This is a genomic window from Xylanibacter oryzae DSM 17970, assembly GCF_000585355.1.
Lineage (GTDB): Bacteria > Bacteroidota > Bacteroidia > Bacteroidales > Bacteroidaceae > Prevotella > Prevotella oryzae.
The window spans coordinates 2,656,895-2,670,752 of record NZ_KK073873.1; the positions used below are offsets into that span (position 1 = coordinate 2,656,895).

The following is a 13,858-nucleotide window of genomic DNA, read 5'->3' on the forward strand; positions in this document are numbered from 1 at the left end:
ATCTATAATAAGCAAGATAAGCTTAACATTAGACAAAATAGTATTATATATTTAGCTATATAATATATTACCTTTGCAAATGAAACGAAAATGATAAATATAGATTAACACAAAATGGTTTTACATGTTAGATTTGTTATTAGGATAAAAAAGGGAAGCACCGTGATGGTTGCTTCCTTATTTTTTTGTTAACTAAATTTTGCCGTTCCGAATAAATAAAGTAATTTTGCACCATATAATATAAATATAAAAATAGAAATGGATTATAACTTCAGAGAAATTGAAAAGAGATGGCAGCAGAAGTGGGTGGAAAATAAAACTTACAAGGTTGCAGAAGATAAATCACGAAAAAAATTCTATGTACTGAATATGTTTCCTTATCCATCAGGAGCAGGTCTGCACGTTGGCCATCCCCTTGGATATATTGCTTCTGATATCTATGCCAGATTCAAACGTCTTGAAGGTTATAATGTACTTAATCCTATGGGATATGATGCCTATGGTCTGCCGGCTGAGCAATATGCCATACAGACAGGTCAGCATCCTGCTATAACTACGGTTAACAATATTAACCGATATCGCGAACAGCTGGATAAAATAGGATTTTCATTTGACTGGGATAGGGAAGTGCGTACTTGTGATCCCTCATATTACAAATGGACTCAATGGGCCTTCGGTTTAATGTTCAATTCGTATTATGATAATAACCTGAAAAAAGCTCAACCGATAGCCAAACTTATTGAGCATCTTAAAAACAATGGTTCGGAAGGAATAAATGCAGCTTGCAATGAAGAACTGAAAATCACTGCGGAAGAGTGGGGTAGTATGAGCGAAAAAGAGCAGCAGCAGAAACTCATGAACTATCGTATAGCATATCTCGGTGAAACAATGGTGAACTGGTGTGCCGGTCTGGGTACTGTGCTTGCCAACGATGAAGTAGTAGATGGAGTTTCTGTTCGTGGTGGTTATCCTGTAGTTCAGCAGAAGATGCGCCAATGGTGTCTGCGTGTAAGCGCTTATGCTCAGAGACTGCTGGACGGACTTGATACTATCAATTGGACTGATTCACTAAAAGATACACAACGTAACTGGATTGGACGCAGCGAAGGTACTGAGGTTGTATTTGATGTAAAAGACAGTGATGTTAAATTCACTATATTCACTACACGCGCCGACACTATGTTTGGTGTAACATTTATGGTATTGGCTCCTGAGAGCGAATATGTGGCACAGGTTACTACAGCAGAACAACAGAACGCTGTTACCGAATATGTAGAAGCTACAAAGAAGCGTACAGAGCGTGACCGAATATCAGACCGTAAGGTGACAGGAGCATTTACCGGTTCTTATGCCATCAATCCTTTTACAGGCGATGCTATACCTATTTGGGTAAGTGATTATGTACTGGCCGGATATGGTACAGGAGCAATTATGGCTGTACCTGCACATGATAGCCGTGATTATGCTTTTGCTAAACATTTCTCATTGCCAATAATTCCTTTGATTGAGGGATGCGACGTATCTGAAGAAAGCTATGATGCAAAAGATGGTATTGTATGCAACTCTCCACGTAAAGACGTGAAACCTTACATCGATTTCAGCCTTAATGGACTTACTGTAAAGGAAGCTATTGCCGCAACAAAGGTTTTTGTCAAAGAAAACAAGTTGGGTAGGGTAAAAGTGAACTATCGCCTGCGCGATGCTATTTTCTCACGTCAGAGATATTGGGGAGAGCCTTTCCCTGTATATTACAAAGAAGGAATGCCTTATATAATCCCGGCAGACAAATTACCTCTTGAATTACCTGAAATAGATAAATATCAGCCTACCGAGACAGGCGAACCACCATTGGGACGTGCCAAGAGATGGGCTTGGGACAGTGAAAAGCAGGAGGCCGTAGACAAATCCCTTATTGACAATAAAACTATATTCCCAATAGAACTGAACACTATGCCTGGTTTTGCAGGTTCTTCAGCTTATTATTTACGTTATATGGATCCTCATAACGAGAATACTATTGTTGATAAAAATGTAGATGAGTATTGGCAGAATGTAGACCTGTATGTAGGTGGTACAGAACATGCTACAGGACATTTGATTTATTCTAGGTTCTGGAATAAGTTCTTGTACGATTATGGATATTCTTGTAAGGAAGAGCCTTTCCAGAAACTTGTCAATCAAGGTATGATACAGGGAAGAAGTAATTTTGTATATCGTATCAATGATAGTGACCATGACAAGGCCCCTGTATTCGTATCATTAGGATTAAAAGATAAATATGACGTAATCCCAATTCACGTAGATGTAAACATTGTACATGGAGATGTATTGGATACAGAAGCATTCAAGAACTGGCGTCCTGACTATAAAAATGCAGAATTCATTCTCGAAGGTGATAAATATGTATGTGGATGGGCTATAGAGAAGATGTCTAAGAGTATGTTCAACGTAGTAAATCCTGACATGATAGTTGAAAAATACGGTGCTGACACACTTCGTCTTTACGAAATGTTCCTAGGTCCTGTAGAGCAAAGTAAACCATGGGATACTAACGGAATAGACGGTTGCCATCGTTTCTTAAAGAAATTTTGGGGATTGTTTTACAACAATCGCTCCGACGAATTTATGCCTAATGATGACGAAGCTACTCCTGAACAACTGAAAAGCGTTCATAAATTGATAAAAAAAGTTACTCAAGATATTGAAAACTTCTCTTATAACACAAGCATATCTGCATTCATGATTTGCCTAAATGAGTTATCACAATTGAAATGTCGCAATAAAGTATTACTAAAGGATATGGTTATACTTATTGCTCCATTTGCACCTCATATAGCCGAAGAACTATGGTCTGCTATTGGAGGAGAGGGTAGCGTATGTGATGCCAAATGGCCTTCTTATAATGAAAAATATTTAGTAGAAAGCACCATGCAGCTTACTATATCATTCAATGGTAAAGCACGTTTCCAGATGGAATTTGGTGCTGATGCAGACAATGACAGTATCCAAAAGTCTGTTTTGGCTGACGAAAGGTCTCATAAATACATTGGAGAAAAAAATGTCATTAAAGTAATTATAGTGCCAAAGCGCATTGTAAATGTAGTAATAAAATAATATATGTTTAAAAACAAAGCATTATGGAATGAGGTCAAGGATTATATTTTTATAACCCTTGGTCTTTTGCTGTATACTTTTGGTTGGACAATTTTCTTGCTGCCTTATCAGATTGTTACAGGAGGTGTAACAGGTATAGCTGCTATTGTATTTTATGCAACCAAGATTCCTATACAGAACACTTACTTTATAATCAACTTAGTGTTGATTATAATAGCTTTAAAGATATTGGGCTGGAAATTTATGATTAAGACCATATATGCCATTCTAGTTTTATCATTGTTTTTATGGGTATCACAAAAAACAATGATAGGTTCTAATGGAAAAATGGTTCAGATATTAGGCCCAGGACAAGATTTTATGTCGCTTATCATAGGCTGTTCTCTGACTGGTACTTCTCTAGCTATTGTTTTTCTGAATAATGGTAGTACAGGAGGTACTGATATTGTAGCAGCAATTGTAAACAAATATCATAATATATCACTGGGACGTGTATTGATTTTTGTCGACTTATTGATTATAGGTAGTACAATACCTATATTCGGTGATTGGCGCAAAGTAGTATTCGGACTTGCTACTATGGTAATTGAAAACTATGTTCTTGACCACGTTATGAATGCACGCAGAGAGTCTGTACAGTTTATGATATTCAGTAAGAAATATCAGGAAATAGCAAATGCTATAGGTACACAGATGGATCATGGTGTAACAATACTTGACGGCCATGGATGGTATACAGGTAAAGAAGTGAAAGTGCTTTGTATATTGGCTAAAAAGAGTGAGAGTACATATATATTCCGTCTTATAAAAATGATAGATCCAAATGCTTTTGTAAGTCAGAGTAGTGCTATCGGTGTATATGGTGAAGGTTTTGATCCTATAAAAGTTAAAGTACCAAAATTAAAAAAATGAAAATAGTATTTGCCACAAATAATAATAATAAGTTGCGTGAGATACGTGAAATATTAGGAAATAAATATGAAATAGTATCTCTTAAGGATATAGGTTGTGATGTTGATATACCTGAAACTTCTGATACACTGGAAGGTAATGCCCTCATAAAGGCAAAATATGTATATGATAATTATCATATGAATGTATTTGCTGATGACACAGGTCTTGAGGTTGAAGCACTTAATGGAGCTCCAGGTGTTTATTCAGCAAGATATGCTGGTGGTGATGGCCATGACAGTGATGCAAACATGGCAAAACTATTAATGAAATTAGGAGAAAATAATAATAGAAATGCCAGATTTCGTACAGTTATTGCATTAATATTAAATAAAGAAGGTAGTGAAAAACCTGAGATTCATGAATTTGAAGGTATAGTTGAAGGTTCTATATTAAAAGAAAAAAGCGGAAATACCGGATTCGGTTATGATCCTTTATTTGTACCAAAAGGATATAATGAATCATTTGCACAATTAGGAGAAGAAATCAAAAATAAAATATCACATAGAGCCATAGCTGTAGGAAAACTTTCAGAATTTCTAAAATAGACTTTATGAAAAGGGGTATAATATTATCAATAGTACTTACCGCAATATCTTTTGCGGTTTTTTCTAAAACTATTGGTTCATGGAATATATACCCTGCATATTATGATATTACAGAGATAGTTCCTACGGGAAATGATATTTTTGTACTTAGTAGTAATAACTTATTCTCATATAATGTAAAAGATCACTCTATTTCGACTTATGACAAGTCAAAAAATCTAAGTGATTGTGATATATCACATATAGCATGGAACAGTTCTGCCAAAAGACTTATTATAGCTTACACAAACAGCAATATAGACCTTATAGATATTGCAGGTGATACTAATAATATATCAGAACTATATAATAAAGCAACAACAAGTGACAAAACAATAAACAGCATAGTGATAAATGGCATTTATGCCTACATTTCTACAGGTTTTGGAATTGTTAAAGTTAATGTCAAAGATGCTGAGATAAGTGAAACTTATAATATTAGTGCCAATATAAAAAGCACTGCCATAATAGACAATAATATTTATGCATTATGCAGTGATAATAGAATATTAACAGCTTTGCTTTCTACAAATCTCTCTGATAAAAGCAACTGGACTTATACTAATTCTCCTATAAGTAGTATATTTGATACAGGTAGTAAAAATTTTGTTTATGACAATATAAACAAATGCTATTGGACTAAAGATAATAATGGAAAACTCATATCAGAAACTAAAAATAATGATAATAGTTATACTATCACATCGTCTGGTGTAAAACCTGATGGACCAAAATATAATTATTTCAATTATATGAAGTATAAATATAATAAATTATATACTTGTGGAGGAAGAGTTATAGCCGGAAGTTTTTTTAACCGTAAAGGTACTGTACAAGTACTGGATAATGATAATTGGAATGTATTTGAAGATGAAATAGATGACATAACAAAGGTTCCATACCTTGATGTATCAAGTATTTCAATAGATCCAAATGATACAACTCATATATTTGCAGCTTCTGCACGTACGGCCTTATACGAATTTTATAAGGGAAAATATAAAAATCATTATTCAATAGAAAACAGCAATGATGCAATACACTCTGCTATAATAAATAATGGTATAGAAAATCCAGAATACGTTTTAGTTACAGGCAGTACATACGATAATGAAGGCAATTTATGGCTGTTGACCAGTCAAACAAAAAATACATTAATAGAATATTCTAAAGATAAAATTTGGAGTACTCACAACAAAAATGAAATATCAACCAGTAATGGGATGCTTCAGAATATGATTATTGATAAAAATGGTAATTTATGGTTTAGTAATAATCATTGGGTAAGTCCTGCATTATTTTATTATGATATCAAAAATGATGCAGTAAAAGCATATAAGACTTTCGTTAATCAGAGTGGAGCTACATTAGAACTTAATGGAGGTATACACTGCATAGCAGAAGATAAAGAAGGTAATATATGGATAGGATCAAACGTAGGACCATTAATACTATCAAATACTGCAATAAAAAATAATAATAGTATATTCACACAAGTTATTATCCCTCGTAATGATGGTACATCTTATGCAGATTATCTATTAAGTGGAATAGATATTTCATGCATTGCTATTGATGGTGCCAACCGAAAATGGATAGGTACTTTCGACAAAGGATTGTATCTAATAAGTGCAGACAATATGACACAAATACATCATTTTATTTCGTCTAACAGCAGTTTATTGTCTGATGCTATAGAATCATTAGCTATTAATGATAATACAGGAGAAGTCTTTATAGGCACTGATAAAGGACTTTGTTCATATATGAGTGATGCTACGGTTACATATGATAATATGACCAAAGATAATGTATATGCTTATCCAAATCCTGTAGATCCAAATTATACCGGACTTATATCAATAGTTGGATTATCTTATAATTCAAATGTAAAAATAATAACTGCTAGTGGTACAATTATTACAGAAGGTATAAGTAATGGAGGCATGTTTACATGGGATGGCAAAGATAAGCATGGGAATAGGGTAGCATCAGGCATTTACTTTGCTGTTACAGCAAAATCAGATGGAAGTTCCGGTACTGTATGTAAAATTGCTATGATAAAATAATAATGAAAAGAATCATATGGATTGATATTATCCGCGGAATATGTATGATAGAAATTCTATTATTTCATACAGAAATTTATTACTCCGGTGGCGAAATAATAAAATACAATCTATACGTAAGTAATGCTTTAATAGCTTTTTATTTTATATCCGGATATCTTTTTTATAATAATAAACCTTTTTGTTTACAAAATAAGCTAATATATATATTAAGAAGCATAATTATACCTTACTTTATATTTTCTATTTTTATAGCTGTTTGCAAAGCTCTTATATATGAAAACAACAACATATATGCAATAATAAATAATATATTAACAGGAAAAGCATCATGGTTTATAACATCATTGGCTGTTTCTGAGTTTATATTTTCTATTTTATTGTTGATAAAAGAAAAATATAATAGATTTATTATGCCTATAGTATGCATACTTTTATTTATAATATCAGCATTTATCAACACTAACAATTTAAAAATTTGGAATTATAATATATCTTATATGTCTATGATATACTTGTACTTAGGATATTTGTATCATAAAAATGAAAAAGTTATCAACAATTATAACAATACATTATACGTATCATTATCAATTATTATTATTATATTTATTAAATACATAGAATATTATTATAAGATAAATATAATGATATGTCCATTGACAATCAGTAATTATATTATTTTCTTAATAGACAGTATAGTTGGTATTTATTTACTTATTAATATAAGCAAAAAAATACCCAATTACAAATTTATAAAATATACAGGTTCTCATAGCATAACATATTATTTTTTATGTGGTGGTGTACCATTATTAACAAGTACTATACTCAATAAAATAAATTTTTACTATAATGGCCAATATTATAGGATAATAATAGCATTAATTATTGTATACATAATATGTACATCAATAACATGGATTATATATAAATTTATCCCATGGACTATTGGTAAATAGATAATATAAAATATATATATTACTATACTTATATAAAGTTAAAACTGAAATTAACTCAGTTCCAACATCCTTTCTATAGGTTTTAAAGCTTCTTTTCTAATATTATCTGGTACTTCTACTGAAGGCCATTCATACTTAAGAGTATTATAAATTTTCTCCAAAGTATTCATTTTCATATATTCACAATCATTACAACTACATCCTAATCCACCTTCAGATATTTCAGGAGGTACAGGATAAAACTTTTTATCTGAACAATTACGTTGCATTTCATGTAGAATACCTGCCTCTGTAGCCACTATAAATTCATTTTCAGAGCTTTTTATTGAATAATTAAGTAATACCGCAGTAGAACCAATAACGTCAGCTACAGCCAATACAGGACCTTTACATTCAGGATGAGCCAATACCTTAGCATTGGGATGTAATTTTTTTAATTTAATGATTTCATCTACAGAAAATCTTTCATGTACATGACAACCTCCATTCCATAATAACATATTACGACCAGTTATCTGATTTATATAACTACCTAAGTTATAATCAGGACCAAATATAAGTTTTTCATCTTTAGGAAATGTATCGACAATCTTTTTAGCATTACCCGAAGTTACTACGATATCAGTAAGTGCCTTTACGGCTGCAGTAGTATTTACATAACTTACAACTTTATATCCAGGATGTTCTTCCTTGTATTTTTTCAAATCTTCAGCCTTGCAACTGTCAGCAAGAGAACAACCTGAATTAAGATCAGGAGCCAATACCAATTTTGAAGGATTGAGTATTTTACATGTCTCTGCCATAAAGTTAACTCCACACATCAAAATAATCTTTGCATCAGTATTTTCAGCCTTTCTGGCAAGAGCAAGTGAATCTCCAATAAAATCAGCAATATCCTGTATAGCACCTTGTGTGTAATAGTGAGCAAGAATTATAGCATTCTTGTCTTTACACATTTGGCGTATCTCTTTTACTATCTCTATATTTTTATCTATAGGTTCATCTATATAACCTTTTTCAATCCATTCATTTTTAATCATAATATTATTATAATATATATTTATTCTTTATATTTAAATAGAATGTAAAACTATGATGTACTGTTGATACGTTGATAACTTTTATTTAAAAATCTTGTTTTATAAGATATAAACATAAGAAACCTGTTTATCCACATTAGTATTTAATTATTACTCATTGATAATGAGCTAAAAACAATACTTATCAACAATTTTATATTTCGGTGCAAATTTAATAAGTTTATATCTTTTTCTATGTAAAAATCGTGGAAAACTTATAAAAAACTTAATAATAACTATGTGGATATCCACTAAAATAGAATACACTGTTTGGTCTTGTTTATTATCCACAAGTTATTATTTTGTTATCCACATTGTTATCAACACACTTATCAACATTAAAATATTTTGTTATGGCTATGAACTTTATATATTGAATATACTATATTAATTGATATATTATGTGATTATTTAAAAGATAAACATTATATTTGCTGACTTTTTTAAAATAATAATAATATGAAAAGTTTAAAATTGAGTATATCTACATTTCTTAAGATATCAGGTATTATAGTTGTATTGGGCTTTATATTGAGGGTAGTATTACTATTTAATCCTTCTACAGTAGTAAATTATTCATTTTTAGAATGGATACAAATATTTTTACTTGGTACATTCAATGATATATTCTTTGCTGTAATTAGCTTTTCATTTTTCTGTCTTTTCTTATTATTTTTTTCGGAAGTGAAATATAAGAAGCCATGGTCATATATTATTTATGCATTACTGGCTATTACATATATTGTACTTCAATTTATTAATACACCGTTACGCGAATTTAATTCATCACTTACACGAATAATATGTTACCTTTTATTATATCGAATTGCTAGTTATACATTACGTTTATTTTTTCCTGTCATTCGTGAATACTGGCGTCAGTATACATATTATATAGTATTCTTTGTTTATGTTTTGTTTATTGTATTTAATGCTATTGCCGAATATTTTTTCTGGAGTGAATTTGGATTACGTTATAATTTTATAGCTGTAGACTATTTGGTATACACAAATGAAGTAATTGGTAATTTTTTCGAATCTTATCCCATGGTTCCATTAATATCGTTAGTTGTATTATTATCTGGTGGCATATCATATGGTTTACTTCGTAATATAAGAAAAAATAATTTTAATATAATCCCTTCATTACGTGATAAGTTGATTGCGACTTCTGCATATATAGTTTTGTCTTCTGCATCTTTTGGACTTTTGTTTGTTAATTTTTCATTTCAACATGGCAATAATAGTTATGTAAATGAACTACAAGCTAATGGCTGTGTTAAATTCTGTCAGGCATTTTTCAGTAACAAATTATGTTATAAGGACTTTTATAATAAAATATCAGATGCAGAAGCTGTTGGCATCATTAATTCACAGTATGGTAGAAGTATAGATAATATTCAGCATATATATTCTGATAAGCCGGAAATACATAAGAATATTGTATTGATTACCATTGAAAGTATGAGTGGAGAGTTTTTAAAGCGTTTTGGGAATACACAGAATATAACACCGAATCTGGATAATCTTATGCAACAAGGCTTGTGTTTTGACAATATTTATGCCGTAGGAAACCGTACTGTACGCGGACTTGAAGCTGTTACATTATGTATACCTCCAAGTTCTGGTGAAAGTATTATTAAACAAGAAAATAATAGTGGCTTGTTTTCTACAGCTAAAGTATTGCATTCTAAGGGTTATAATGTAAATTTTATATATGGTGGCGACAGTTATTTTGATAATATGAAATCTTTCTTTAGTGGAAATGGATTTAAAGTAATAGATAAATCTGATTTTAAAGGAAAAGAGTTGACTTTCAGTACAGTATGGGGAGCTTGTGATGAAGATATGTTTAACAAAGCAATAAAGGTATTCAATGGCAATGCAAAAGTTAAAAAACCATTTTTTGTCAATATTATGACTGTAAGCAACCACCGTCCATATACTTATCCAGATGGTAGAATAGATATACCTTCATCAAAAAAATGTCGTGAAGGTGGCGTAAAATATACTGATTATGCTATTGGTAAATTCTTTGAAATGGCTAAAAAGCAACCTTGGTTTAATAATACTATTTTTATAATTACTGCCGATCATTGTGCTTCGAGTGCAGGAAGTACTGATATTCCTCTTGATCAATATCATATTCCTGCTTTAATATATGCTCCCGGATTCGTAAAACCGTCAGTAAATAAAACGTTGCTATCTCAAATAGATTTGATGCCTACAGTATTTGGACTTTTGCATTTCAGTTATGAGTCTCGTTTCTTTGGTCAGAATGTGTTGTCAAAGTCGTATCATCCTCGTGCTTTTGCCGCTACGTATCAAAATTTAGGATATATAGAAAATAATAAAATGATAGTATTATCCGCCGGCCATCGTCAGCAACAGTTCAGACTGTTGTCTGGTAAGTATTCACTTACTACCGGTGCTGAGCAACATAATATAGATAAAAGTATACTTCACCATGCTATTGCTAATTATCAGTGTGCAGGTGATATACAAAAGAAAAAATAAATGCTTACCTATTTTATTATCTCTTGTTATGGAAATGGTAGCCGAAACCTATCATAAGATTTCTTGGATTTTTAAATTCACTCAACTGATATCCGATGTGTAGAAATAGGTTACGTGTGATTGATGTCTTCAGAACAGCAACTTGGTATAAACCACTGAAATTTTTGCCTTTGTAAATGAAATTATGACCTAAACCAAGATTAATAGAAAATATTGGCATTACAAACTCTCCACGAATAGAGAGTCCGGCTGATACTCTTTCATTCAAAGGAGGGCGATAAAAGATTATATCTCCATTCTCTTTTTTTCCAGCTATATGGTTTTCTATATTGGAGCTTTCATCAAACATTGCATCTAGTGACATTCCTGCTTTGAAATATTTGTTGACATTGTACATAGGATTAAAATTAAAACCCAAAATACCGAATGAACCAGGTATTGCATAATTTTCTTCTGGTATTACCTTACAGCGCGTAGCTCCAAATATTATAAAATCGTAACTTAAATGTGGCTTTATATCAGTTACTATATTTTCATTGCTATATATTGACTTATTGTTTTTTGTATCAAAAACCCGCGTAAAGCCAATTCTTGTACCTATAATATTAATTCCTGAATTAGGATAATGCGTGTTACCATTAGAATAGTGCGTAGCGGCAACTCCTGCAATAAACTTCCATTTTTGGTTCATCTGCCAGTTAAGGAAAAGTCCAAGATTGATATAAGCATTGATCTTTGAACCTATGACAGTATTATATGGATTGTTATTGGCATCATAATGTTTCCATCCAAAAGAAGCACCAAAATTCCATTCATAATCTAATGATAACTTATGTGATATCTGTATTATACGGGATCCTTGATAAAAATATACAGCTACAGGATTTCCAAGTTCCGAATAATCGAAGAATGTGTTATATGATATTCCTATACCTTGGTAAGTATGTGGATACATCTTTCCAATATATGAGTTTGGGGAAAATTGAAATCCATATTTCAGATGTAAAGATAATGACTTGTCTATTTTTGAATTTTTTTGGTTGTTACCTCTCAGGAAGTCTCCTGCTTGTACTATATATCCTGATGATATATCAAATTCTGTTTGATGGATTAAATGAGTCTTGTATATACTGTCTGATGTCTGTCCTGTAATTGAACTTAAGGCAGAGAATGCGAGTAATAATATGAATGTTGATTTTGTTATATATATTCTCATTTCAGAAGTCTGTGATTTAAAAATATGTAATAATTGCTGTTTGAAGGTATTCTACTTTTAAATATACCGCTTACACATTTAATTTTATTTGTGTCGTTTTTACGTATATAAAGAGTATATTCTGCATTAAAATACTCATATTCAATTGATTTTAATATTTGAGATTTTCCTACAGGCAGAACAATCGTTTTATATACATCATCGAAATTAAGACTCTTTCTTTGTTCATGTGGATTGTAGTACATCTTTTTATTCGAAAACTGTAAGATGCTGTCTTTTATCCCGATGGGTATATCTACCAATTGGTTGTAATTAAGATATGAAAAAGCTTTCTTATCTGTACTCACAAACGAAGACACCTGTCTTTCTTCTGAAAAGACAGAGTACTCTATCGTTAAAGCAGATTTACTTATATTATTGATTGTATCAACAGTCCATTCTTCTTTTTTACAGTAGCTCTGTGGTTTGTATTTATATGTAATGTGATCTAATGTATATCCTGAAGAAGCTTTTTGAATAACATTTATAGGTATCGTCTTGAAACTGTTTCCTATTAAAATGGTAAACATAAAGTCTTTACCTGTGAGATTTTCATTTAGTTTTATATTGAGGCATTTATCTTGTGTGCGACTTATTGTAAATCCCTCTTGGGTTCCTGAATGAATAATATATCCTTTATCTATCTTGAAATCATAAAATGGTACATCGTCGTTATTTATTATATTACCATTTACGTCATAAAGTTTTCCATAAAAGACATCTTTATAATATTCATCGCCATAATAAACAGATAAAATGTGCCAGTCTGAAGTGGAAAAGCCAACAACTGCGGAATCACCTTCTCCTGACATTTGTAAATTTGTGGTAGAAGCATTCATCTCATCTACAAAAACATCATTATTGCAGCTGTTGAATAAAAATAAGCTTATGGTAGCTATAATAATAATCTTATTTTTCATAGTAATTATCATAATCGGGTAACAAAATTATATAAAATAGCTACAATAAAAAAAACAATAACTTTTAATTAATCTATTTTATTTTATGTTAACGTGATAATAGTTTTTCTTGTTTTGATTATGCATGAAATGAACAATTATGAGCATGTATAGCTAATTTGCATCATTATCCTAATCATTTTATTTCAGCATAAAAAAGGAATACTTTTAATAAGTATTCCTTTTATTATCTTTTAGTCTTCAACTAGTGTGAAGTCGTCTTTTCCAACTCCGCAGATAGGGCATACCCAATCTTCAGGAATGTCTTCAAAAGCAGTTCCAACTGCTATACCGTTGTCTGGATCACCTTCTGCTGGGTCATAAACATAACCACAAGTTTCGCAAATGTACTTTTTCATAATTGT

10 protein-coding genes are annotated in these 13,858 nt (G+C 31.3%); 6 read left to right on the plus strand and 4 right to left on the minus strand.

The features are described 5' to 3' along the window. The first annotated feature begins 258 nt into the window (after positions 1 to 258). From leuS to XYLOR_RS14185, 5 genes are read left to right on the plus strand one after another with little or no spacing between them, the layout of a single operon-like run. Positions 259 to 3,114 carry a leucine--tRNA ligase gene (gene leuS / locus XYLOR_RS10795; protein ID WP_036879390.1) on the plus strand — a complete coding sequence of 952 codons (2,856 nt, stop codon included), beginning with the start codon at positions 259 to 261 and terminating at the stop codon, positions 3,112 to 3,114. Between the two features lie 3 nt (positions 3,115 to 3,117). Further along, complete coding sequence (locus tag XYLOR_RS10800) at positions 3,118 to 4,026, plus strand: YitT family protein (RefSeq protein ID WP_036879392.1); 909 nt, start codon at positions 3,118 to 3,120, stop codon at positions 4,024 to 4,026. After that, positions 4,023 to 4,613 carry a non-canonical purine NTP diphosphatase gene (locus tag XYLOR_RS10805; RefSeq protein ID WP_036879394.1) on the plus strand — a complete coding sequence of 197 codons (591 nt, stop codon included), beginning with the start codon at positions 4,023 to 4,025 and terminating at the stop codon, positions 4,611 to 4,613. The genes XYLOR_RS10800 and XYLOR_RS10805 overlap by 4 nt, the downstream gene beginning before the upstream one ends. Before the next feature lie 5 nt (positions 4,614 to 4,618). Continuing rightward, a complete protein-coding gene (gene porZ, locus XYLOR_RS10810) occupies positions 4,619 to 6,721 on the plus strand; it encodes a type IX secretion system anionic LPS delivery protein PorZ (protein WP_036879396.1) in 2,103 nt (700 codons plus the stop codon). A gap of 2 nt (positions 6,722 to 6,723) precedes the next feature. Further along, complete coding sequence (locus tag XYLOR_RS14185; RefSeq protein WP_051508983.1) at positions 6,724 to 7,683, plus strand: acyltransferase family protein; 960 nt, start codon at positions 6,724 to 6,726, stop codon at positions 7,681 to 7,683. Positions 7,684 to 7,733: 50 nt separating this feature from the next. On the opposite strand, the gene nadA is transcribed toward XYLOR_RS14185, so the two are convergent. Next, complete coding sequence (gene nadA, locus XYLOR_RS10820) at positions 7,734 to 8,723, minus strand: quinolinate synthase NadA (RefSeq protein WP_036879402.1); 990 nt, start codon at positions 8,721 to 8,723, stop codon at positions 7,734 to 7,736. Between the two features lie 498 nt (positions 8,724 to 9,221). Here nadA and XYLOR_RS10825 point away from each other — a divergent pair, with 498 nt between their 5' ends. Next, entirely contained in the window at positions 9,222 to 11,279 is a 2,058-nt protein-coding gene (locus tag XYLOR_RS10825; RefSeq protein WP_036879404.1) for an LTA synthase family protein, read from the plus strand. 16 nt (positions 11,280 to 11,295) lie between these two features. Here XYLOR_RS10825 and XYLOR_RS10830 read toward each other — a convergent pair whose 3' ends face one another. From XYLOR_RS10830 to rd, 3 genes are all read right to left on the minus strand, one after another. Further along, positions 11,296 to 12,495 (minus strand): acyloxyacyl hydrolase, encoded by a 1,200-nt coding sequence (locus XYLOR_RS10830; RefSeq protein WP_036879407.1) that lies wholly within the window; start codon positions 12,493 to 12,495, stop codon positions 11,296 to 11,298. Continuing rightward, a complete protein-coding gene (locus XYLOR_RS10835) occupies positions 12,492 to 13,454 on the minus strand; it encodes a hypothetical protein (RefSeq protein WP_036879410.1) in 963 nt (320 codons plus the stop codon). The genes XYLOR_RS10830 and XYLOR_RS10835 overlap by 4 nt, the downstream gene beginning before the upstream one ends. Before the next feature lie 233 nt (positions 13,455 to 13,687). Next, positions 13,688 to 13,852: a rubredoxin gene (gene rd / locus XYLOR_RS13680; RefSeq protein WP_084608601.1), complete on the minus strand. Its 165-nt coding sequence runs from the start codon at positions 13,850 to 13,852 to the stop codon at positions 13,688 to 13,690. Positions 13,853 to 13,858: the final 6 nt, after the last annotated feature.